Annotated in this window: 22 protein-coding genes; 15 read left to right on the top strand and 7 right to left on the bottom strand. The window is 62.8% G+C overall.

Going from position 1 to position 23,434, the window contains the following annotated elements; translation table 11 throughout:
• Positions 1–11 precede the first annotated feature (11 nt).
• Together B5T_RS15000 and B5T_RS15005 are read right to left on the bottom strand one after the other, a co-directional pair.
• Positions 12–1,190, bottom strand: coding sequence for an acetyl-CoA C-acetyltransferase (locus B5T_RS15000; protein WP_014995372.1), 1,179 nt, complete (start codon positions 1,188–1,190; stop codon positions 12–14).
• A gap of 124 nt (positions 1,191–1,314) precedes the next feature.
• Positions 1,315–2,160, bottom strand: coding sequence for a LysR family transcriptional regulator (locus tag B5T_RS15005; RefSeq protein ID WP_014995373.1), 846 nt, complete (start codon positions 2,158–2,160; stop codon positions 1,315–1,317).
• Between the two features lie 104 nt (positions 2,161–2,264).
• Between B5T_RS15005 and B5T_RS15010 the strand changes: the two genes are divergently transcribed.
• The 7 genes from B5T_RS15010 to B5T_RS15040 are packed head-to-tail and all read left to right on the top strand — an operon-like array spanning position 2,265 to position 8,276.
• Positions 2,265–4,004: a diflavin oxidoreductase gene (locus tag B5T_RS15010; protein WP_014995374.1), complete on the top strand. Its 1,740-nt coding sequence runs from the start codon at positions 2,265–2,267 to the stop codon at positions 4,002–4,004.
• A gap of 10 nt (positions 4,005–4,014) precedes the next feature.
• Entirely contained in the window at positions 4,015–5,712 is a 1,698-nt protein-coding gene (locus B5T_RS15015) for an NADPH-dependent assimilatory sulfite reductase hemoprotein subunit (protein ID WP_014995375.1), read from the top strand.
• 14 nt (positions 5,713–5,726) lie between these two features.
• Positions 5,727–6,053, top strand: coding sequence for a DsrE family protein (locus tag B5T_RS15020; RefSeq protein WP_014995376.1), 327 nt, complete (start codon positions 5,727–5,729; stop codon positions 6,051–6,053).
• Between the two features lie 8 nt (positions 6,054–6,061).
• Positions 6,062–6,475, top strand: a complete 414-nt coding sequence (locus B5T_RS15025; protein ID WP_014995377.1) for a DsrE/DsrF/TusD sulfur relay family protein — start codon at positions 6,062–6,064, stop codon at positions 6,473–6,475.
• Between the two features lie 5 nt (positions 6,476–6,480).
• Positions 6,481–6,861, top strand: a complete 381-nt coding sequence (locus B5T_RS15030; RefSeq protein WP_014995378.1) for a DsrE family protein — start codon at positions 6,481–6,483, stop codon at positions 6,859–6,861.
• A complete protein-coding gene (locus B5T_RS15035; RefSeq protein WP_014995379.1) occupies positions 6,849–7,877 on the top strand; it encodes an NAD(P)H-dependent flavin oxidoreductase in 1,029 nt (342 codons plus the stop codon). The genes B5T_RS15030 and B5T_RS15035 overlap by 13 nt, the downstream gene beginning before the upstream one ends.
• A gap of 18 nt (positions 7,878–7,895) precedes the next feature.
• Positions 7,896–8,276 carry a DUF488 domain-containing protein gene (locus tag B5T_RS15040; protein ID WP_014995380.1) on the top strand — a complete coding sequence of 127 codons (381 nt, stop codon included), beginning with the start codon at positions 7,896–7,898 and terminating at the stop codon, positions 8,274–8,276.
• Positions 8,277–8,424: 148 nt separating this feature from the next.
• Here B5T_RS15040 and cydX read toward each other — a convergent pair whose 3' ends face one another.
• Genes cydX through B5T_RS23240 form a run of 4 tightly spaced genes read right to left on the bottom strand, consistent with a single transcriptional unit; the run spans position 8,425 to position 11,679 of the window.
• On the bottom strand, positions 8,425–8,547 hold the full coding sequence (gene cydX / locus B5T_RS22785; RefSeq protein ID WP_014995381.1) for a cytochrome bd-I oxidase subunit CydX: 123 nt from the start codon (positions 8,545–8,547) through the stop codon (positions 8,425–8,427).
• A 10-nt stretch (positions 8,548–8,557) separates the two neighbouring features.
• Positions 8,558–9,688 (bottom strand): cytochrome d ubiquinol oxidase subunit II, encoded by a 1,131-nt coding sequence (gene cydB / locus B5T_RS15050; protein WP_014995382.1) that lies wholly within the window; start codon positions 9,686–9,688, stop codon positions 8,558–8,560.
• A 13-nt stretch (positions 9,689–9,701) separates the two neighbouring features.
• Positions 9,702–11,282 carry a cytochrome ubiquinol oxidase subunit I gene (locus B5T_RS15055; protein ID WP_014995383.1) on the bottom strand — a complete coding sequence of 527 codons (1,581 nt, stop codon included), beginning with the start codon at positions 11,280–11,282 and terminating at the stop codon, positions 9,702–9,704.
• Entirely contained in the window at positions 11,260–11,679 is a 420-nt protein-coding gene (locus B5T_RS23240) for a hypothetical protein (protein WP_148279274.1), read from the bottom strand. Before B5T_RS23240 ends, B5T_RS15055 begins: the two co-directional genes overlap by 23 nt.
• Before the next feature lie 56 nt (positions 11,680–11,735).
• Between B5T_RS23240 and cydD the strand changes: the two genes are divergently transcribed.
• The 7 genes from cydD to B5T_RS15090 all read left to right on the top strand — a co-directional run bounded on the left by cydD (position 11,736) and on the right by B5T_RS15090 (position 20,029).
• On the top strand, positions 11,736–13,436 hold the full coding sequence (cydD, locus tag B5T_RS15060) for a thiol reductant ABC exporter subunit CydD (protein WP_014995384.1): 1,701 nt from the start codon (positions 11,736–11,738) through the stop codon (positions 13,434–13,436).
• Entirely contained in the window at positions 13,429–15,084 is a 1,656-nt protein-coding gene (gene cydC / locus B5T_RS15065) for a thiol reductant ABC exporter subunit CydC (protein WP_014995385.1), read from the top strand. The genes cydD and cydC overlap by 8 nt, the downstream gene beginning before the upstream one ends.
• 88 nt (positions 15,085–15,172) lie before the next feature.
• Positions 15,173–16,180, top strand: a complete 1,008-nt coding sequence (gene ubiU, locus B5T_RS15070) for a ubiquinone anaerobic biosynthesis protein UbiU (RefSeq protein ID WP_014995386.1) — start codon at positions 15,173–15,175, stop codon at positions 16,178–16,180.
• 11 nt (positions 16,181–16,191) lie between these two features.
• The gene (locus B5T_RS15075) at positions 16,192–17,079 is read left to right on the top strand and encodes a U32 family peptidase (protein ID WP_014995387.1); all 888 of its coding nucleotides are present in this window, start codon (positions 16,192–16,194) and stop codon (positions 17,077–17,079) included.
• 279 nt (positions 17,080–17,358) lie between these two features.
• A complete protein-coding gene (locus tag B5T_RS15080; protein WP_041717055.1) occupies positions 17,359–19,089 on the top strand; it encodes a ribonucleoside triphosphate reductase in 1,731 nt (576 codons plus the stop codon).
• Between the two features lie 45 nt (positions 19,090–19,134).
• Positions 19,135–19,326 carry an anaerobic ribonucleoside-triphosphate reductase gene (nrdD, locus tag B5T_RS15085; RefSeq protein WP_014995389.1) on the top strand — a complete coding sequence of 64 codons (192 nt, stop codon included), beginning with the start codon at positions 19,135–19,137 and terminating at the stop codon, positions 19,324–19,326.
• On the top strand, positions 19,319–20,029 hold the full coding sequence (locus B5T_RS15090) for an anaerobic ribonucleoside-triphosphate reductase activating protein (protein WP_014995390.1): 711 nt from the start codon (positions 19,319–19,321) through the stop codon (positions 20,027–20,029). Before nrdD ends, B5T_RS15090 begins: the two co-directional genes overlap by 8 nt.
• A gap of 151 nt (positions 20,030–20,180) precedes the next feature.
• On the opposite strand, the gene ubiT is transcribed toward B5T_RS15090, so the two are convergent.
• Positions 20,181–20,648, bottom strand: a complete 468-nt coding sequence (gene ubiT, locus B5T_RS15095; RefSeq protein WP_014995391.1) for a ubiquinone anaerobic biosynthesis accessory factor UbiT — start codon at positions 20,646–20,648, stop codon at positions 20,181–20,183.
• Positions 20,649–20,789: 141 nt separating this feature from the next.
• Here ubiT and B5T_RS15100 point away from each other — a divergent pair, with 141 nt between their 5' ends.
• Positions 20,790–23,432 (top strand): nitrate/nitrite transporter, encoded by a 2,643-nt coding sequence (locus tag B5T_RS15100; RefSeq protein ID WP_014995392.1) that lies wholly within the window; start codon positions 20,790–20,792, stop codon positions 23,430–23,432.
• Positions 23,433–23,434: the final 2 nt, after the last annotated feature.

Consider the following 23,434-nt stretch of genomic DNA (forward strand, 5'->3'; position numbering starts at 1 on the left):
TGCCGTTATGATCAGCGTTCCACCGCCAGAGCTACGCCCTGACCGCCACCGATACACAGCGTGGCGAGACCGCGTTTGACGTCACGGCGCTGCATTTCATGCAGCAGAGTGACCAGGATTCGGCAGCCGGACGCACCGATCGGGTGGCCCAGAGCGATGGCGCCACCGTTCACGTTGACCTTCTCCGCGTCCCACTCCAGTTCCTTGCCCACGGACAGCGCCTGGGCGGCGAACGCTTCGTTGGCTTCGATCAGATCCACCTGATCCAGGGTCCAGCCGGCCCGTTCCAGGCAGCGGCGGGTGGCGGACACCGGCGCGATGCCCATGATCGCCGGATCCACACCGGCACTGGCCTGCCCGGCCAGACGCGCGAGGATCGGCAGCCCCAGTTCCCTGGCGCGGGCTTCGCTCATCAACATCACCGCGGCACCACCATCATTCAGCGTGGAGGCATTACCGGCGGTCACCGTGCCATCCTTCTTGAACGCCGGACGCAGGCCGGCCAGGCTCTCGGCGGTGGTGCCGGCGCGCGGTTGCTCGTCGGTGTCGAATATCTTCGGGTCGCCCTTGCGCTGGGGAATCGTTACCGGCGTGATCTCGTCCTTGAAGCGGCCGCTTTCGATGGCGGCCAGCGCCTTGGCCTGGCTGGCGGCGGCGAAGGCGTCCTGCTCCTCCCGGGTAACGCCGTATTTCTCCGCCAGATTCTCGGCGGTGATGCCCATGTGGTAGTCGTTGAAGGCATCCCACAGGCCGTCCTGGATCATCGAATCCACCAGCGAGGCGTGCCCCATACGCAGACCGGTGCGGGCCTTGGGCAGCACATAAGGCGCCAAGCTCATGTTTTCCTGGCCGCCGGCGATGATGATGTCAGCTTCCCCGCAGCGGATTGCCTGGCTGCCCAGGTGCACCGCCTTGAGGCCGGAGCCGCATACCTTGTTGATGGTGAGCGCCGGCACCTGCTGCGGCAGGCCAGCGTTGATCGCGGTCTGACGCGCCGGGTTCTGGCCGGCACCGGCGGTGAGCACCTGGCCGAGAATCACTTCGCTGATTTGATCCGCCGCCACCCCGGTATCCGCCAGCAGTTTGCGCACCACCGCTTCACCCAGGGCGGTGGCGGGCAGATTGGCCAGGGAACCCTGGAAAGCACCGACGGCGGTGCGAGTGGCGGCGACGATGACCACGTCTTGCATAATCTCTCTCCCAGTCACGCCGGGCCGGACCCGGCGGAATGATGAAAATTGGCCCCGCATGATAGCTTGATCGGGGCGGCGCGTCCCGCCCGGGACGGCCTCGGGTCCGCAACGGGGTTCAATTTCACGATGACCAGTCAGCGCTTTCTGCCGCCACCGCTTTTAACACCAGACAAGCGGCATCCAGCAAGGGACCACGTTTTTCCCGGGCATAGGCAAGATAGACGGGATAGGTGAATTCCGGCGCATCGGCGACCCGCTCCAAGGTGCCCTCCCGCAGATGAGGCTCGGCCACTCGGGTACGGAAATAACCACTGCCGCCTTGCTGCAGCAAAAGCTGGATGGCCAAAGGGCCGAAATTGGCGGAAATGGAAGCCCGGGCACGTTCCGGCAAGGCCATATCATGTTGCTTGCGGAAATCGGCGCCCCAATCCACATAAACATACGGTTCTTCACTCTGTGTCGCGCGTACCAGAATCAGCTTCTCCTCCAGCAGTTGCTCTACTTGCATCCCCGGCCAATAGGCCGGTCGGTGCACCAGAGCCGCGTCCAACACTCCGCGCTCGAGACGTTCATGCAAGGCCTCGCTGTCATGCACTTCAGCGCGAGTAGCCACGGTCGGATGCTGCTGCCGCAAACGGGTAACCCAGTTCAGCAGCAGCGGGTTCCATAGGCTGGTTTCACCGCCCAGCACAAGCATGTCCTCGGCCCCCTCCGGCAGCGGCAGTTCCCGTCGCGCGGCTTCCCATGTGCGGACCAGCTGGCTCGCATGCGGAGTGAAGCGCTCACCATGGGGCGTCAGGCGGGCACCGGCCCGATTACGCACGAACAGGCGACAGCCCAGTTGGCCTTCCAGGTTATGGATGCGGGCGGTCACCGTGGTCTGAGTGATGTGCAACCGTTCGGCGGCGGCCATGAAACTGCCGGTGCGGACGATCTCCAGAAAGGTGCGGGCCAGATCGATATCCATGACTTATATCAATTTCTTTAAAGTTAAACCGCATTCTATTTCATTATTCGTATTCAAAACACACACTCATACTGTCGGCCTGATGTTGAAACACGGAGCCGGAAATGACGGCGCAAGCCACACCGCCCCCTTTTTCCGACCCTCAATGGAGCCAGCTCCGGCAATGGCTGGAGACCCTGGATGAGCGGCAACGCTGGTGGTTGAGCGGCTATCTCGCTGCCGCCAACAGCGCGCCGGCCGCCGTTGCCGGAACGGAAGGCACCCAGCCGGTACTGATCGGTTACGGCACGGAAACCGACAACTGCCGGCATCTGGCGCGGACCTTGAGCGAGCACTGCGGTGACGCCGGCATCGCCACGGAAGTGGTCGATCTGGCCCGTCTGCGCCCCCGACAGCTGGCGCGCCGGGATCATCTGGTGATCATCACCGCCACCCATGGCGACGGCGATCCGCCGGAACCCATCCAGGACTTTTATCAGGGCCTGATGGGTGACGGTGCACCGCAACTGGCGAACCTGAAATTCGCCGTACTGGCCCTGGGCGACAGCAGCTACGAACGCTTCTGTGTCACCGGCCAGGAGTTCGACCAGCGTCTGGAGGCCCTCGGTGGTGAACGGCTAATCGCCCGGCAGGACTGTGACGTGGATTTTGAACAGCCAGCCCGGGACTGGATCGCCCGCCTGTTGGAAAAACTGCCCAAAGCCAACACCACGGACACTGCACAGGGCCCGGCCCGGGCACCCACCTCCAGCCCTCCCAGCTACGACAAACACCATCCACTAACGGTGGAGGTACTGGTCAACCAGAATCTGAGCGCCGCGGATCGCGCCCAGCCAATACACCATCTGGAACTGGCTCTGGATCAGGCGATTCCGGACCTGTTCCCCGGCGATGCCGTCGGCATTCTGGCCGACAACCCGCCTGAGCTGGTGGCGGCGGTGCTGGACGCCTGCGAGCTGTCCGGCGAGCAACCGGTGACCGTGAACGATGACGCTCAGCCCCTGGTGCAAGCGCTGCGTCAGACGCGGGATCTGACCATCGCCGGCACCAGCTTTCTTGCTTTCTGGGCGGAGCAAAGCCAGGCTCCGGCCCTGCTCGAACTGTGTCAGGCGGAGAGCCGTCGGCAGCGGGCGTTTCTGCGAGACCATCAACTGCTCGACCTGCTCCACCAGTATCCGGCGCGCCCGCCGGCACAAGCCCTGGTGGAAGCCCTGCGGCCACTGCAGCCGCGTCTGTACGACGTGGCCAACAGTCTGGCGGTGCTGGACGACGAGCTGCATCTTACCGTCAAGGCCTTCCACTATCCTTTCCGGGAGCGGCATGAGCAGGGCATCGCCTCCCGATACCTGTTGGACCTACAGCCCGGCGACCCGGTCCGTCTGTATCCGCACCGCAATGCGCGCTTTCGGCTGCCGGACGACGACGCGCCGCTGATCCTGATCGCCGAGGGTACCGGCATCGCCCCCTATCGCGCCTTCCTGCAAGCCTTGTCGCAACAATCCCAACGTCCGCCCTGCTGGCTGGTGTTCGCCGAACAGCGCTTCGAGGACGACTTTCTTTATCAACTGGATATTCAGCAGGCCCGCGCCGACGGTGTGCTGGAACGGGTGGATACCGTGTTTTATCAAGACCAGCCCGGCGCCGGCCTGATCACCCCATTGCTCGACCAGATCGATCGCCTGGGCACCTGGATCGACCGGGGCGCACACCTCTACCTGTGCGGCGACAAGGGTCGATTGAGCGACCTTGAGAGCGGACTGAAAACCGCCCTGGACCAGCGCCAGGGAGACGGCGCCTGGAAACAACTGGGCCGGGAAAAGCGCCTGCACCGCAACCTGTATTGAGGAGAGCGTGATGAGCGATCCCCACCCCGATCTCCGTCAGCCGCTGGAACGACTGAACGAGAACGAACAACTGAAGGCCCGCAGCCGTCACCTTCGCGGTACCATCTCCGAGGGGCTCGACGACCTGCTCACCGGCGCGGTGCCGGGCGAGGACCCTCTGCTGATGAAGTTTCACGGCATCTATCAGCAGGACGACCGCGACCGCCGCGCTGATCGCCGCCAGCGCCGCCTGGAACCGGCCTACCAGTTCATGGTGCGGCTGCGCATCCCCGGCGGCGTGCTGGACAAACACCAATGGCTGGGCCTGGACTGTCTTTCCCGTCTTTACGCCGAACGGGGTCTGCGCATCACCACTCGTGGCACCCTTCAATTGCATGGTGTGCGCAAACCGCATCTGCGCCCGTTGATCCAGGGGCTGCTCCCATTGGGGCTGGACACCATCGCCGCCTGCGGCGACGACAGTCGCGGCGTGGTGTGCGGCGCCAATCCGTACTTGTCCCAGGCTCATGAGCGGCTACAGAAACTGGCGCAAATCACCAGCGATCGTCTGATTCCGAAAACCGGCGCCTATGCGGACATCTGGTACCGGCAACCGACGCCGGTCCGCGACGACGAGGAGCCGGTCTACGGCGAGTTGTATCTGCCGCGCAAGTTCAAGGTGGGGTTCGTGCTGCCGCCGGTGAACGACGTCGACATCTATGGCCAGGATCTGGGCTATATCGCGGTGGTGGACAACGGCGATCTGATCGGCTTCAACGTCTGTGTCGGCGGCGGCATGGGCCAGTTGGACAATCGCGAGGACAGCTATCCCCGTCTGGCGGAGGAAATCGGCTTTATCGACGCCGATGAAGCGCCCGCTTTCGCCGAACTGGTAATGGGCATCCAACGCGACTTCGGTGATCGGCAGGATCGCCACCGGGCCCGTTTCAAGTACACCCTCGACCGTCTCGGCCTGCCCTGGTTCCTGGAAGAATTGGAACGCCATCGTGGTCGCCCGCTGGAGCCGGCCCGCGGCATCCACTTCGAACACAACGGCGACCGACTCGGCTGGCAACAGGGCGACGATGGTCTTTGGCACGCCACCCTTTATGTGGAAAGCGGTCGCGTGGACGATGCCCTGCGCACGCAACTGGGCGGTTTTCTGCAACAGTACGGCGGCCGCCTGCGGCTGACTACCAACCAGAATCTGCAGTTGACCCACATCGAGGAACACGAACTCGAACAGGTACGTTGGCGCCTCGAGGACCTGGGGCTGGACTGGCGCCTCACCCCGGAGGCCCAGGCGGCTCATACCCTCAGTTGTGTGGCATTGCCCACCTGCGGTCTGGCCATGGCCGAGGCGGAGCGCTATTTGCCCGAATTGCTGGAACGGTTTCAGCGGCTCAAAGGTCAGTATGGGCTGCGCGAGAAACCCATCACCCTGCGTCTGACCGGCTGCCCCAACGGCTGCGCCCGGCCCTATCTGGCCGAGATTGCCCTCACCGGCCGAGCCCCCGGACTGTACAACCTGTATCTGGGCGGCAGCTTTCACGGTGACCGGCTGGCGCAACTGTACGCCGGCAACGTGGACGAAGAACGCTTCCTCGCGTTGCTCGCGCCTATGCTCGAACGCTATGCCGGCCAACGCCGGGACGGCGAACATTTCGGCGACTTCCTGCTGCGCAAGCGATTATTGGAAGAACGTCCACTGACTTCCCTCAGCTCCTGATCCTGGAGACGCCCATGTCCGACTATCTGTTTATTCAAAGCCAGGACCCGTTTACCGAGGTCCGTTGCACAGCGCAATACCGATTGGCCCGTCAACTTCTTGAGGCCGGCCATCAGGTGCGCGTTCTATTAGTACAAAACGGCGTTGCGCCCGCCCGCCGGGACGCCCGCGACGAGGCCTTCGACGCCCTGATCGCCAGTGGCGTCGCCGTCAGCGCCGATGGTTTTTCGTTGAAACAGCGCGAAATCGAAGCGCCGGATTTGAAAGCCGATGTGGCGGTGGGTGACGTCGGCGATGCCGTCGACGCCCTGCTCGCCGGCGCCAAAGTAATCTGGAACTAGGAGGCTCCATGAGCACCTCGAAAACGCTGACCTTCGCCTTCATGGATCCGCCCTTCGAAAGCGAGCGTACCGTCACCTTCTTTCGCTTACTCGACGCGGCTTTGGGACGCGGCGCTTCGGTGCGCATATTCGCTTACGAGGGCGCCGTGGCCCTGGCCTTCGCCAGACAGTCTCCCCACGGCAACGCGGTGCACGGCCGTGACGCTGCGGAAGAAGATCATCCGCTGACCCGCGAATGGATCCGTGCTCTGCAGGAAAAAGCCGCCGCCAAAGAGCTGGGTTTCGAATGGATCAACTGCGGCCTGTGCGTGGACGAGCGCGGCGTCAATGACGTCATCGACGGTTGCGGCCGGGGCGGACCACCGGACCTGTGGCGCTACGCCAGCGACGCCTTCAACACCCTGACCATCGGCACGAGGTAAGCCCCATGAAAGTACTGCAGGTTATCGATCAGGCGTTCCGCACCACGGTGGAAGAGCAGGACGACACCATCCTCTGGCTGACCCAGTCCATGCGCGGCGCCGGCGGCGATTTGCAGGTGCTGCTTAGCGGTCACGGTGTACAGTACGCGGTACTGCACCAGCGGCAGCCGCCGCTCACGCTGGGGAGCTGGCAACAAAGCCAGCCGGCGGAACTGCTGCGTGATCTGACCAACCTCACCGAAAGCGGCGTTCCCGTCTATGCGGTGCGCGAGGATCTGGAAGAACGTGGTCTCGCCCACCTGCCGCTGCAAGCCGGCATCGAGCTGTTGGGCCGGGCCGCGCTGGTGGAGCTGTACGAACAGGTCGATCAAATATGGCAGTGGTAACACCGCCACCGGCACTGCGCACCCCGCTTTGTGATCACTTGGGCTGCACCTTCCCCATCCTGCTGGCCGGCATGGGTGGCGTCGCTCGCCACCGATTGGCGGCGGCGGTGTGCCGGGCCGGCGGCTTTGGTGTGCTCGGCATGGTGCGCGAGCCGGTGGAACGGATCCGCAATGAAATCCAGGCGCTGCGACAACTCACCGACAAGCCGTTCGCGGTCAATCTGATTCCCGCGGCCACCGAGCGCGCCCTGCTTCGTCAGCAGGTGCAAATCTGTGTGACCCTTCAGGTGCCGTTCGTGGTGCTGTTCTGGGATGTGGACAGCGCCCTGATACGCCACCTGACTGGCGAAGGCGTTCGCGTTATTCATCAGGTTGGCAGCCCCTGGGACGCGGAGCTGGCCATCGACGCCGGCGCCGAGGTGATCATCGCCCAGGGCTGGGAGGCCGGCGGCCATGTCCGCGGCCAGGTCGGTACTCTGAGTCTGCTGGCCGAGCTGATCCCTTCCTGCCCGGTCCCCGTGGTAGCTTCCGGCGGCATCGCCAATGGCCGGTCACTGGTGGCGGCCCTGGCTCTTGGCGCCCAAGGCGCCAGCCTGGGCAGTGCCTTCCTTGCCACCGAGGAGGCCAACGCTCACGTTCATCATCAACAGAGACTGATTCAAGCCGGCGCCGACGATACCGTTCACTGCCACCACTTCTCCCGCAACTGGCATGAACCCGCTCCGGTGCGAGTGTTGCGCAACCGCGTTACCCGAGGGGAATACGAGGATTTGCGGCATTCGGATATTTCCGAGATTATCGGAGAACAGGACGGGCAACCGGTTTACCTGTTCTCCACGGATTCACCGCTGGCGGATGCCCGTGGAGAATTGGATGACATGGCTTTGTACGCCGGTCAGTCCTGTGGACAGATTCATCAAATGCTAACGGCGGAGCAACGTCTGAACCGCATCATCGAGGAAGCGATGGAGACGCTGGCACGCCTGGGCGGCGCGGCCACCGCCACGGCTCATTGAGGTCATCGGGGTTCCATCATGCAACTGCCCTCTCGCATTCAATGCAAACGCGTCTACGACGCCCGGGACGACAGCGACGGCTATCGCGCGCTAGTCGATCGCGCCTGGCCGCGGGGCATGAAGAAAGATCACGTGGCCGCCGATCACTGGTTTCGACAGTTGGCCCCTTCCACCGCGTTGCGCAAATGGTTCGGCCACGACCCACAACGCTGGGAAGAATTTCAGTGCCGTTATCATGAAGAGCTGGAAGCCAATCCGGAACCGGTCGAGGCTCTGCTCAAGACTTGTGCCGGCCGCCCTCTGACGCTTCTTTACGCCGCCCGCGATACCGAGCACAACAACGCCTTGGCGTTGAAAAACTATCTGGAAGCCCGTCTGAAAAACAGCCCATCGCGCTAACCGGTATTCCCTTGACCCAGGTCAAGACCGTGGAAACGGTGAACCGGTAGCCTGACTTTGCCGTCGCCGCTCCCCGTCCCCTGGTTCGCGCTCCGTCCGGTCGTTGGGGGGTACGGCGGCGGCACTTTCCGTTCCCGCTTTCCCCCAATCATCCCTCGTCTTCGGCCTCACGGGCCTGTTCGTCCACTTCGGACAGTTCGAACCACATGGCATTGAGGATGGCGAAAGTACAGGCCAGGCCCACGCCGAGAATCCAGCTGAAGTACCACATATTCGTTTCCTCAGTACATGTCCTTGTTGACGTCGCTTTCGCGCACCTTGCCCCACAGCACCTTATACACCCAGGCGGTGTACAGCAGGATGATGGGCAGGAACACCACCGTGGCGAACAGCATCACGCCCAGGGTGTAATGACTGGAGGAGCTGTCCCAGACGGTCAGGCTGTGGCCCGGATCGGTGCTGCTCGGCAGAATCACCGGGAACATGGACACCCCCACCGTGGTGATGATGGCGGCCACCGAGAGCTTGGAGCCGAGAAAACTCAAAGCACCCACACGCCAGAACAGTCCCATCAACGCCAGCGCGGCGCCGGCGAAACCGGCCAGGGGCACCAGCCATAGAACCGGCTGGGCACGGTAATTGTTCAGCCAGATGCCGGCTTCCGACACCACTTCCTTGCGCAATGGATTGCTCGGCCCTTGCGGATCCATTGCCGTGACGATCCGGTAGCCGTCCATGTTGCTGACCCAGAATCCACCAATGGCGAACAGTACGATCACGACAACGGCGGCGATCATGCCGTATTTGCGGGCGCGCTCGGCCGGTTCACCATCCGCCTTGATCTGCAGCCAGGTGGCACCGTGAAGCATCAGCATCGCCAGCGAGACCAGACCACATAGCAAAGCAAACGGATTCAACAGCGCAAAGAAAGAACCGGTATAGAAAGGCCGCAGGCTGCTGTCGAAATGAAACGGCACGCCTTGCAGTACATTGCCCACCGCCACACCGAAAATCAACGCCGGCACCACGCCGCTGAAGCACAGTGCCGCGTCCCAACGGGCACGCCAGGCTGTTTCCTCACGTTTGGAACGGAACTTGAACGCCACCGGCCGGATAATCAGTGCCGACAGAATCAGGAACATGGCCAGATAGAATCCGGAGAAGCTGACCGCGTAAAGCGCCGGCCAGGCGGCGAAAATGGCGCCGCCGCCGAGGATGAACCAGACCTGATTGCCTTCCCACACCGGCCCCACCGTATTAATCACCTGGCGGCGCTGGCCATCGCTTCGGGCCACCGCCGGCAATAGCGCCGCCACGCCCATGTCGAAGCCATCGGTGACGGCAAAGGCCACCAGCAGCACGCCGAGCAAGGCCCACCAGATCAAACGCAACATTTCATAATCGAATATCATGGCGTTTCCTCCCTCAGTCCTTGGACTTGGCAAAGGCCGGTGACAGGCCGGCATCCAGTTTGGCGGGATCGTCACCGCTGTCCTCTTCCGGCCCCTGGCGGATGTACTTGAGCATCAGGCGGACCTCGATCACCGCCAGCACCGTGTACAAAATCATGAAGCCGCCCAGGGAAATGAGAATGTCACTGATGCCGATGGAACTGACGCCAAGGAAAGTAGGTAACACCCCTTCGATGACCCAGGGCTGCCGGCCGTATTCCGCCACCAGCCAACCCAGCTCCGCGGCGATCCAGGGCAACGGCAAGGTGTAAAAGGACACCCTCAGGAACCAGCGTGGCACCCGGCGACGCAGCGACACCAGATAGAACGCCAGGCCAAACAGCGCGATCATGTAGAAACCGATGGCCACCATGAAACGGAACGACCAGAACAACGCGAACACATTGGGCAGCGAATCCTGTACCGCCATGACGATCTGCTGATCGCTGGCATCACGGGGATCCTCCACGTACTTTTTCAACAACAACGCATAGCCCAGATATTCCTGGTTCTGAAGAAAAGTCTCCCTGGCCTCCGGGTTGGCCTCATCGACCTTCAGGGTTTCCAGCGCGTCGTAGGCCAGCAAACCATCACGGATGTGCATCTCCGAAAGGGCCGCCAGTTCCGTGATGCCGGGAATCTCCTTGCTGAAGCTGCGCGTGGCGATCAACCCCATGACCCAGGGAATCTTCAACTCATAGTGCGTTTCCTGGGCCTCGCGGTCCAGAATACCGAACAAGGAAAACGACGCCGGCGCCTCTTCCGTGTGCCACATCCCCTCGATCATCGCCAGTTTCATCTTCTGATTCTCGGTGATGGCATAACCGGACTCGTCACCGAGCACCACCACCGACAGCGCCGCCGCCAGTCCGAACGAAGCCGCCACCGTGAAGGAGCGTTTGGCCAGCGCCTTATAACGGCCACGCAGCAAATAGTAGGCACTGATCGCCAATACGAACACAGCGCCGGTAACGTAACCGGCGGCCACCGTATGAACGAACTTGGCCTGCGCCACCGGATTGAAAATCACCGCGGCGAAATCGGTGACTTCCATGCGCATGGTGTCGGGATTGAAAAAGGAGCCCACCGGATTCTGCATCCAGCCATTGGCGATCAGAATCCACAACGCCGACAGATTCGACCCCAGGGCCACCAGCCAGGTCACCGCCAGATGCTGGACCTTGCCCAGTTTGTCCCAGCCGAAAAAGAACAGACCGACCAGCGTGGCTTCGAGGAAAAACGCCATCAGGCCTTCGATCGCCAAAGGCGCGCCGAACACGTCACCGACATAGTGGCTGTAGTAAGCCCAGTTGGTACCGAACTGGAACTCCATGACGATACCGGTGGCCACGCCCATGGCGAAGTTGATGCCGAACAGCAACCCCCAGAACTTGGTCATGTCACGCCAGATGGTGCGTCCGGTCATGACATAGACGCTCTCCATGATGGCTATCATGAAGGACAGTCCCAGAGTCAGAGGTACGAAAAGGAAATGGTACATTGCTGTCAGGGCAAACTGCGCCCGCGACAACTCAACCAGAGTAGCGTCGATCATCTGCGTTTCTCCCCTGAATACACATTGGCGGTTCGCCAACCGGATCGGACTCAACCGATCCGCTCCATCCCATGGAGATATTGACGGCCAGCCATTCCTTGCCTGCAGAAATATCCTGCTGAAGACCCTCCGTGGCCCTCTGTTTACCGGTGCGCGTATACGATGGAAGCAGCGTTTCCGTGTCGACAAAGAAACGATTCAGGATTAAAAATTGCCGGGCGTAATTTTTAACGTTGCCCCGCGACGACCCGCAGCGTGGCCACCATGTACGGTGGCCATAAAAAATTTGCCAGTTGACTTTCATCCATGCGATTACAGACTGCGGGTGAAAGCCTGAGCAATCGGGTCTACCATTGATCCCCATCGTTGTTCGCGCTGGTGAAGCCGGGTTCAGCATAGCACCGGCCCTGCCCCTGTTCACGTCGGCGGTCCAGAGAAGAGTTGAAAACCGGCATGCCTATTGATTTACATCAAGATTCTCCCGCGGCGTCCGCGGAACCCCCGGCCAGCCCGGGCCTCTGGCTGGATGCACAACGGCAACACGCCAAGAACATGGTGCGCTGGCTATACCTGAGCGCGCTGGCGGATACGCCGCTGGCGATCATTCAGGCGGGACTGCTGGCCTGGCTCGCCGCTGGTCTGCTCAACAGCGAGCCCTCTTTATGGCTGCCCGCCTCCCTGCTATTGCTGACGCTGGCGTTGCGGGCCCTGGCCGGAGCCGCCCGCGCCCGATTCAGTGCCGGCGCCGCCGCCGATATCAGCCAGGCAGTACGCGGCGCCGTGGCGGAGGCATTGTTGCGCGGTGCCGGCGGTACCTTGACCGCGGGGGAAGCCAGCACCGCTTTGCTGGAACAAGCCGGCGCGGTGGGTCGCTATCACGCCGGTTTCGCGGTGCAACGGCGAGTGGCCAGCGTGGCCACGGTGTTGTTCTTATTGGCCGCGTTCAGCATGGACTGGATCGTTGGTGTGATCTTCCTGTGTACCGCGCCTTTGATCCCGGTCTTCATGATGCTGGTGGGCAGTGGCGCGCAGCGGGCGGCGGATCGACAGCTGGAAAGTTTGCGCTTTCTCGGCGGCTATTTTCTCGATCGTCTGCGTGGCGTGCTGACGCTGCGAGCCTTCGCCCGTGAAGCGGCGGAGCAACGGGCAGTGGATACGGTCAACGGCGAATATCGCAAACGCACCATGAAAGTACTGCGAATCGCTTTTCTTACGTCCGCCGTGCTGGAGCTTTTCGCGGCGCTATCGGTGGCCCTGGTGGCCTTGTATGTGGGTTTGCACCTGCTCAATTTGATCGCCATCGGTCCCGGTCCCCGGCTCGATTTCGCCACCGGACTTTGGCTATTGCTGCTGGCACCGGAGTTCTATCAGCCGTTGCGTCAGTTGGCGGCCGGCTATCATGACCGCGCCGCTGCCCGCGCCGCCGCCGAGGTCCTGGCGCCACTGCTTCAGGATAGCGGCGCCACCACCGTTTCCGCTGACGTCTCCACCACCGCCACCACGCTGACCCTCGACCAGGTGTCGTTCCGTTACCCTGGCAGCGAGGAAACTCTGCTGCACGACTGCTCTCTGACCGTAACAGCCGGAGCGTGCCTGGTACTCAGAGGCGACAGTGGCACCGGCAAGAGCACCCTGTTAAAACTGATCGCCGGTCTGCTGGCACCGGACACCGGCGAGATACGCCATGACGGCCGGCCGGCGCCACTGCTGGCGCAGGCGACCGGCAATCTGGCCTGGGCCGGGCAGCATCCGTGGTTCATCCACGGCACGGTGGCGGACAATTTGCGGCTGGTCGCCCCGGATGCCGATGACACGGCTTTACATCGAGTACTGGCCGAGTGCGGCCTGGACCACTTGCCCGCCGGACTGGACACCGCGCTGGACGAGAACGGCGGCGGTCTTTCCGGCGGGCAAGGCCGCCGATTGGCGCTGGCCCGGGCACTGCTGAGTCCGGCACCACTGCTACTGCTCGACGAACCCACCGCGGAGCTGGATGAAACACTGGAGCAAAGCATCATCGCGGCGCTGCGCGCCCGCAAGGGACAACGCACCTTGGTGATCGCCACCCATTCCCCGGCGCTCGCCACCCTGGCCGACCAGAGCCTGTGGCTGGGCCCCTCACCCGTGTCCATGGAAGGGCAGGCCCATGGCTGATCGCATCACCTGGCTTCGTCATCAATTCAAAGGGGAAGGCCCGCGACTCCGCAATGCCGGGTTACTGGCACTGATTACCGCTCTTGCCGCCATGGCGCTACTGGGGTTGTCCGGCTGGTTCATCAGCGCCGCGGCGCTGGCCGGATTGGCCGCCGGCGGCCCGGCGGTGGCGTTCAACCTGCTGGTTCCCAGCGCCGGCATTCGCGCCCTGGCGGTGGGCCGCACCGTGTCCCGCTATTTCGAGCGGCTGGTAAGCCATGACGCCACCTTCCATGTGATGCAGCGCCTGCGCACGCAATTGTTCGCAGCGATTCTGCCGCGCATACCCGGGCCCTTGTCGTCACTGAGCAGCGGCCATTTGCTGGAGCGTCTGCTGGGCGATGTGGAGCGTCTGGAGAACGCCTGGCTCGGACAGGGTCAGCCCGCCCTGGTGGCCACCGCCACCGCCGTCGTTTTGCTGCTCGCCGGATTCTGGATCGCCGGACCGGTGGCGGCCCTGGCCATGCTGGCCGGATTTATCGTGATGTTCCTGCTGCTGCGGCGCTTGTCGAAAGTTTCCACCGAACCACTGGAACAGCGGGCCCGGCAACGCGAGCAACTGCGCGGGGATCTGGTACAGACTCTCCACGGACTGCCCGATGTGCTCGCCTATGGTCTGCGGCCCTCATTGCTCGAACAGTGGCGCCGCCGCCTGGCCGATCTGGCCGGACTCGAACATCGACTGGCCTTGCGGCACGCCATCACCCAGACCCTGATCCAGAGTCTGATGCAATGGCTGGCGGTGGCGATGCTGCTGATACTGATCACACCGGTGCGGCAGGAGATGATCGACGCGCCGATGGCGCTAGCCCTGATGCTGCTGGTATTGGCCGCCGCCGAGGTGACCCTGCCCCTGGCCCAGGCCTGGCAGGGCTGGCCGGATACCCGCGCCACCGTGACGCGCCTGGACACCCTGACCGGCACGCCGATCCCGCCGCCGGCCGCCTGTGGCAGCGAGATTCCCCGGGCCGACGGCCATTTGCGGGTCCGCGGACTGAGTTTCGCCTGGCCGGGTCAGCCAGCATTGTTCAGCGGTCTTGATCTGCAAGCGCGAGCCGGCGTCCCGCTGGCCATCGTCGGTCCAAGCGGCAGTGGTAAATCCACTCTGTTGCATTGCCTGATGGGCCTGCAACGGATCAGTGCTGGCGAGATCCGATTCGGCGGTGTCAGCCAGGAACGGGCGGACAGCGACGCCTGGCGCCAATGTTTCGCCCTGCTGTTACAGCAACAGCAGCTGTTTACCGGCACCCTGAGGGATAATTTGCGTCTGGCCAGACCGGACGCCAACGACGAGCGCCTCTGGCAAGTGTTGGAACAGGCCCGGCTGGCGGATCTGGTGCGACAACGCGGCGGTCTCGATCATTGGATCGGCACCAACGGCATGCACCTCTCCGGCGGGCAGGGACGGCGTTTATCACTGGCCCGGGTGCTGCTGCGGGACAGTCCGGTGATCCTGCTGGACGAGCCCTTCACCGGTCTGGAACCGGCCACCGCCGACGCGCTGTTCGACACGCTGCATTCCACCTTGAACGACCGAGTTCTGATCATGGTCACCCATGATCGACGTCACGCTGAGCGTATGGAGAATCAATTGGTTCTTGACGTCTGACGTCCGGCCCTCCCTTTGACCCAGGTCAGCCCGGTGCGGCCCGGCGGCTTTACCCTGACCGCCCAAAGCATCTGGCAAGGGAGGAGACATGAACGGTTCCCCGGAACTGGTCTGCCCCGCCGGCAATCTGCCGGCACTGAAAACCGCGGTGGACGAAGGCGCCAACGCGGTTTACATGGGTTTCAAGGACATCACCAACGCGCGTCGCTTCGCCGGCCTCAACTTCACCCCGGAACGGGCCCGGGAAGGTATCGACTACGCCCACCGGCAAGGTTGCCGGGTATTCTGCGCCATCAACACTTATCCGCAAAACGACGGCTGGCCGCTCTGGACCCGGGCCGTGGATCAGGCCGCGGATCTCGGTGTGGACGCCTTGATTCTGGCGGACCTGGGCTTGCTCGAGTATGCCAGCCGCCGCCACCCGGACCTGCCCCGACATTTGTCCGTGCAGGGCTCCGCCACCAGCGCCGAGGCCTTGCACTTCTATCATCGCCATTTCGACATTCGCCGCGCGGTGCTGCCCCGGGTGCTGTCACTGGATCAGGTAAAACAACTGGCCGCGGCTTCGCCGGTGGCCCTGGAAGTGTTCGGCTTCGGCAGCCTGTGCATCATGGTGGAGGGGCGCTGCTATCTTTCCTCTTATCTCACCGGTGAATCCCCCAATACCCACGGCGCCTGCTCGCCGGCTGCACACGTGCGCTGGGAAGAACAGGACGGCGGACTCAGCTCCCGTCTCAACGGCGTGCTCATCGACCGTTATGGTCCTGGCGAACAAGCCGGTTATCCAACCCTGTGCAAGGGCCGCTTCCGGGTCGATGACGAGCTCTATCACGCCATCGAGGAACCCACCAGCCTGAACACGCTGGAGCTGCTGCCAGAACTGCAAGCCCTCGGCATCGCCGCGGTGAAGATCGAAGGCCGGCAACGCAGTCCCGCCTACGTGCGTGAAGTCACCCGGGTATGGCGCCAGGCGTTGGACCGTCTCTCCCGGACGCCGTCCACGTTCCAGCCGGATCCAGCCTGGCAACGCGCTCTGGGCAACCTGTCCGAAGGCACCACCACCACTCTGGGCGCCTATGAGCGCCGCTGGAAATAGGAGGCATCGGCATGCTGGAACTGGCCCTGGGACCGGTGCCGTTTTATTGGCACCAACGGGACTACGAGACCTTCTATGAGCACGCGGCGGACTGGCCGGTGGAGCGGATCTATCTGGGTGAGACCGTGTGCGGGCGGCGGCGGGACATGAAACTGGATCACTGGCTCGGGCTGGCCCGGGAACTGCGCGCGCAGGGCAAGACCGTGGTGCTGGCCTCGCAGACCCTGATCGAGGCTGGTGCCGATCTGCGCGCGCTGCGCCGACTGTGCGATAACGGCGAACTGCCGGTGGAAGCCAATGACATGAGCGCCGTGCAGTTGCTGAATGAAGCAAGGCTTCCCTTTATCGGCGGCGCGCCTCTCAACCTCTACAACGTGGAAGCCATCCGTTTGCTGGCCGGTTCCGGTATGCAGCGCTGGCACGCGCCATTGGAGCTGTCCCGGCAGGCGCTCACCGCTCTGCTGACAGCACTGCGGGAACAGGGTCTGGCTCTGCCGTGCGAGGTCCATGCCTACGGACATCTGGCGCTGGCCTGGTCGGCCCGTTGCTTCACCGCCCGGCGGCGGGGCCATGCCAAGGACCGCTGCCAGTTTGTCTGCCGGGACGACCCTCAGGGGTTGCCCCTGTTCAGTCAGGACGGTCGAAGACTGTTCACTCTCAATGGCGTCCAGACCCTCTCCGCCTGGCCCCAGGACCTGCGCAGGGAACTGCCGGTGATGGCTGAAATGGGGATAAGCAGCGCGCGCCTGGTGGTAGCCAACGAGCCCATGGCGGACGTGGTGGCGGCTTTTGATCAAGTGCGCCGGGGCCAGCCGGACCACCGGGACCCGCTTGCCCTGGTGGACGAAGCGCGCTGCGACGGCTACTGGCACGGCGCCCCCGGAATGGACCGTCACTAGCACGCGAATCGCGGCCGTTTCCCACAGGCCGAACCACGAAGCCGCTGTAGGAGCCAGCCTTGCTGGCGAATTTTTTGTGCCCTCTTCGCCAGCAAGGCTGGCTCCTACAGCGGCCTTGTAGCGACCTCCGATTTCATGTGCCCGAGGTCCGGGCCGCTGGAGCCTCTCTCACCCTCACTTTCTTTGACCCAGATCAGCCCTTTCTCTCGGCCTCACCTTTACGCTGACCACCATATATTGTGCCAACACAAACAAAACTCACTAAATATGGAAATCGCCATGACCACACCCCGCCCGGACAGCACGGTGACGGTGAGCACCACCGTCGAGGAGTACCTCAGTCGCGCCGACTGGCGCGTCCACGCCAACGCCAATCAGGGCTATTCCCTGGGCGGGCTGATTCTCAACATCTCCGGCAAGCTGATCGCCAATTACTGGCTCGATCAGGTTTACCCGCCTGAGGTCGGCAGCGCCCATCGGGAAGGCGATCTGCACCTGCATGATCTGGATATGCTGAGCGGCTACTGTGCCGGCTGGTCCCTGCGCAGCCTGTTGATGGAAGGGTTCAACGGCGTCACCGACCGCGCCGAAAGCGGCCCGCCCAAACATCTCTCCAGCGCGCTTGGCCAGATGGTCAATTTCCTTGGCACACTGCAAAACGAATGGGCTGGCGCCCAGGCCTTCAGTTCCTTCGACACCTATCTGGCACCCTATGTACGCCGTGACAACCTGGACTACCCGGCGATACGGCAAGCCATCCAGGAATTCATCTACAACCTCAATGTGCCGTCCCGTTGGGGCAGCCAAACGCCCTTCACAAACCTGACCTTTGATTGGACCTGCCCGGAGGATCTGCGTGAACAGGTACCGGTGATCGCCGGCGAGGAGCAGCCGTTCACCTACGGCGAGCTGCAGGCGGAGATGGATCTGATCAACCGCGCCTATCTGGAAGTGATGGAAGCCGGCGACCAACGTGGCCGGGTTTTCACTTTCCCGATTCCCACTTACAACATCACCGAGGATTTCGATTGGGACGCGCCCAACACGGAGCGGCTGTTCGCGCTGACCGCCAAGTATGGCCTGCCCTACTTCCAGAACTTCCTCAATTCCGATCTGCAGCCGCATATGGTGCGTTCCATGTGTTGCCGCTTGCAGTTGGATGTCCGCGAGCTGCTCAAACGTGGTAACGGCCTGTTCGGCAGTGCCGAGCAGACCGGCTCCGTGGGCGTGGTGACCATCAATTGCGCGCGCCTGGGGCACCGCTTCGCCGGCGACGAAAGCGGTCTCTACCGGGAGTTGGACCGTCTGCTGGAACTGGGCCGCGACAGTCTGGAAATCAAACGCGACCGTATCCAACGCTGGATGGACGCGGGTCTTTATCCGTACACCCGGCGCTATCTGGGCACTTTGCGCAATCATTTCTCCACACTGGGCGTGAACGGTCTCAACGAGATGGTGCGTAATTTCACCCACGATCGCCTGGACATCGCCACCGAGCAGGGTCGTGACCTGGCCTTACGCCTGCTGGAGCACGTGCGCGAACGCATGCGTGGTTTCCAGGAAGAGACCGGCCATCTGTACAACCTGGAGGCCACCCCGGCGGAAGGCACCACCTACCGCTTCGCCAAGGAAGACGCCCGCCGTTACCCCGACATTCTCCAGGCCGGCACCCCCGAGGCCCCCTATTACACCAACTCCAGCCAGTTGCCGGTGGGCCATACCGAGGATCCGTTTGCAGCACTGATCCATCAAGACCCGCTGCAAACCCGCTATACCGGCGGCACCGTGCTGCATCTGTACATGCGAGAACGGCTTTCCAGCTCCCGCGCCTGCCGCCAGTTGGTACGCACCGCCCTGTCCCGGTTCCGACTGCCTTATATAACGGTGACGCCGACCTTTTCCATTTGCCCGGTGCACGGCTACCTGGCTGGAGAACACGAATTCTGCCCGCGCTGCGACGACGCGCTGCTGGCCCAACAAACAACGGTGAATGACACCCACGTGGCCTGACACTTTCACATTGATTTTTATTCAATCCCAAAAAGGAGACACACCATGAACGCTTCTCTCTCCACTGCTTCCCTGAATCCCCGTGACACTCTGCCCGAAGAGCAACGCCAGCGCTGCGAAGTCTGGACCCGGGTGATGGGGTATCACCGGCCGGTCAGCCAGTTCAATCCGGGTAAAAAATCCGAACATCGCCAGCGCCGTCATTTTTGTGAGCAACAGGCTCGGCTGGATGACTGATGTCGGTTCCGGTCCGGCCCTGCCGGTGGCGGGGCTGACGCCGCTGACCACACTGGACTATCCGGGCCGGTTGGCGTGCGTGGTCTTCCTTCAAGGTTGCCCGCTGCGCTGCGGCTATTGCCATAACCCGCACATGATCCCGCCCCGGCGAGGCCAGGTGCGGGAGTGGCGCGAGGTCGAATCCTTTCTTGAAACACGACGAGGTCTGTTGGAGGCGGTGGTGTTCAGTGGTGGCGAACCCACCCGGCATCCGCACCTGTTACTGGCGATACAGCGAGCCCGTGAGCGAGGGTTCGGCATCGGTCTGCACACCGCCGGCAGTTACCCCCGACGTCTGAGCACACTGATACCGAATTTGGATTGGGTGGGCCTGGACGTGAAAGGGGGCGCGGCCCAAATCGATCGTATCACCGGGCGCGGCCGGCAGTGGCGACAGTTGTGCGACAGTCTGGATCAGTTGCTGGCCGCCGATCTGGCATTGGAGTGCCGCACCACCGTGCACTGGCGGGATTTCGATGAGGCCACCGTGGAACGGCTGGCACGCTGGCTGGCCGCTAAAGGAGTGCGCCACTACGCTCTGCAATGGGCGCGACCACAACAATGCCTGTCACCGTCCTATCAACAGCCGTCACCGATAGCCAATCCTTTGCCCGATCTGGCGAAACGGCTACGGCCGTTATTCGAGACACTCAGCGTGCGTTGATAATGGGGATGTGAATTCAAAGGTCGCCACAAGAGCACTGTAGGAGCTTGCCCTGCAAGCGAATGGGTTGTTGGCATAAAAGAATTCGCTTGCAGGGCAAGCTCCTACAGTGGCTTTGTAATCCTTTCGTAGGAATCAGCCTTGGCAGCGATCAGCGTGTTGCGTACGCCAGTAACCGCAGCCCCTCCCGCACCGGTCCCGGCCAGCGGCTCTGATCCAGGCCATCGAGCAGATTCTTCACCCACAACCCCAATTCGGTATCCCCTTCCACCAGCAGACGGCGCTGGAAAAACAAAGTGTCCGGGTCCTGCTCTCTGCCAAGGAGCTGCAAAAACTCACGCCAACCACCACGAATGCACGCCTCGCCGGGGCGTTCGCTTAACCGCAGACGGTTGGCCTGCAGCGTCACGGTAAAACGCGGCGCGCCGTCGGCCAGATCAAGGGTCAGGTGACGGCCCTGCAACGGTTCGAATTCCCCCGCCGCCAATGGCTCCGCCAACAGACGGTTCATCAGCGGTTCCAGGAAGGGACGCTTCAGCGGCAACGGAGCATGAGCATCGATATGGCGAAATACCGCCAGCGGCGACGGCGGCCCGGACGGCGTGAAGGGAAAACGCATTGAGCAGTCTCCAGACTGTCATGACAGGAATACCCATACTCCCTGCCATTCATCGGAGAGACGTTGACCCTGATCAATACGTCTGATAGCTATTTCTGACAGATTGCCACACACGGACGGCCCATACCTCAAGGAGGCACCGTGGCATCAACGGAACCGGTCTCACACCCCGGCTCGGGGCAGGCGTTGTTCCTTTCCACCCTGGCGTTCACTCTGTGCTTCGCCGTATGGACGCTGTTGTCCATCATCGGCATCCCTCTCAGTAAAGAACTGAATCTGTCGGATACCGAACTGGCCTTGCTGATCGCGACACCGGTGCTCACCGGCTCGATCAGTCGCCCGGTTCTCGGCATTCTTACCGACCGCTTCGGCGGGCGTCCGGTAATGGGCATCCTGCTGCTGGTGAGCGCGGGCTGCGTCTACCTTCTGACCCTGGCCCGCAGTTACCCCATGCTGTTGTTGGCGGCACTGGGCCTGGGTCTGGCCGGCGGCGCCTTCGCCGTGGGCACCGCCTACGTTTCCCGCTGGTTTGGTGGTGACCGTCAGGGCACCGCCCTGGGCGTTTTCGGCGCCGGCAACATGGGCTCGTCGCTGACCAACTTCGCCGCGCCTTTACTGCTGGTCGCCCTGGGCTGGCAGGGCACCACCCAGGTGTACGCACTGGTGCTGGCGTTGATGGGTCTTGGCTTCCTGGTGTTCGCGCGGGATCCGCGACACCCGACGCCGTCCCTTACCTTGAGCCAGCGTCTGGCGCCCATGGCGGACCTCCGGGTATGGCGTTTCTCGCTCTACTATTTCTTCGTCTTCGGCGCCTTCGTCGCCCTGGCCCTATGGCTGCCCCACTACCTGATGAGGGTCTACGGGGTGAGTCTCACCACCGCCGGCATGATCACCCTTTTGTTCACCCTGCCCGGCTCCCTGTTCCGCATTCTCGGTGGCTGGCTGTCCGACCGGTACGGTGCGCGCCGGGTGATGTACTGGACCTTCATCGCTTGCCTGATCTGCACCTTCCTGCTCAGTTACCCCCCCACCGAATACCGTATCCAGGGCATCGACGGCGAGCTGCGTTTCTCTCTGAATATGGGCCTGCCGCCCTTCGTGCTGCTGATCATGGTGCTGGGGTTTTTTATGTCCCTGGGCAAGGCGGCGGTATTCAAACACATTCCCACCTACTATCCCGAACACGTGGGTGCCGTGGGCGGCGTGGTGGGTATGGTCGGCGGCCTCGGCGGCTTCTTCCTGCCACTGACCTTCGGCATGCTCAATGATGTGGTGGGCATCTGGCAGAGCTGTTTCATGCTGCTGTTCGTGCTGGTGGCAGGAGCGCTGGCGTGGATGCATTACGCCATTATCAAGGCCAACCGGGTGGAATGGACGGAACAGCGCGAAACCGGCGACCTGCCGGAACTGTCCACCCCAAGCAAACTGGTACTGCAGGACTGGCGGCCGGAGGACACCGATTTCTGGGAACACCAGGGCCGCGCCGTCGCCCGCCGCAACCTGTGGATTTCCATTCCCAATCTGGTGCTGGCCTTTTCCGTCTGGATGGTATGGTCGGTGGTGGTGGCGCGGCTGCCGCAAGTGGGCTTCGACTACAGCGCCAACCAGCTGTTCTGGCTGGCGGCATTACCGGGTCTCTCCGGCGCCACTCTGCGGGTGTTCTACAGTTTCATGGTGCCGATCTTCGGCGGCCGCCGCTGGACCGCTTTTTCCACCGCGTCACTGTTACTGCCGGCGCTGTGGATCGGCTTCGCGGTACGCAACCCGGACACCCCTTATCTGGTGATGCTGGTACTGGCTTTGCTGTGCGGTTTCGGCGGCGGCAACTTCGCTTCCAGCATGGCGAACATTTCCTTTTTCTTTCCGAAAAAGGAAAAGGGCGCCGCCATGGGACTCAACGCCGGCCTCGGCAACCTGGGCGTGAGCCTGATGCAGTTCCTGGTGCCGCTGGTGATCACCACCGGAGTGTTCGCCTTTGCGGTCGGTGATCCGCAGATGACCGCCGACGGCGAACGCCTATGGCTGCAGAACGCCGGCTTCGTCTGGGTGCCCTTCATCGTTGCCGCCACCGTGGCGGCCTGGTTCGGCATGAACGACATCGCCAGCGCCAAATCCTCGTTCCAGGATCAGGCGGTGATTTTCCGGCGTAAACACAACTGGCTGATGTGCGTGCTGTACACCGGCACGTTCGGCAGCTTCATCGGCTTCGCCGCCGCCTTCCCGTTGCTCAGTTCCCATTTGTTTCCCGAGGTGGACGCTCTCAAGCTGGCGTTCCTCGGTCCGCTGCTCGGTGCGCTGAGCCGCGCCTTCTCCGGTGGTGTGTCGGACCGGCTCGGCGGTGGCCGCGTCACCTTCTGGGTGTTCGCGGGCATGATCGCCGGCGTGATCGGCCTGCTCTGGTTCCTAGATCAGCGCGATCAACCCGGCGCCTTCGTCGGCTTCTTCGTCTGTTTCCTCTGGCTGTTTCTGGTCTCCGGGGTGGGCAATTCCAGCACCTTCCAAATGGTGCCCGCCATCTTCCGCCACGAAGTGGCCCGGCTGATGCCGGACCGGGATGCCCGGGAACAACAACTGGAAAGCGACCGCGAAGCCGCCGCCGTGGTCGGTTTCACCTCCGCCATCGCCGCCTACGGTGCCTTCTTTATTCCCAAGGCTTTTGGCACGGCCCTGGAGCTCACCGGCGGCGCCGAGCCGGCACTGTACGGCTTCCTGTTGTTCTATGTCCTGTGTCTGGGACTAACCTGGTTCTATTACACCCGCAAAAAAGCGGTGATTCCCTGTTAGGA

Source organism: Alloalcanivorax dieselolei B5, from assembly GCF_000300005.1.
GTDB lineage: Bacteria > Pseudomonadota > Gammaproteobacteria > Pseudomonadales > Alcanivoracaceae > Alloalcanivorax > Alloalcanivorax dieselolei.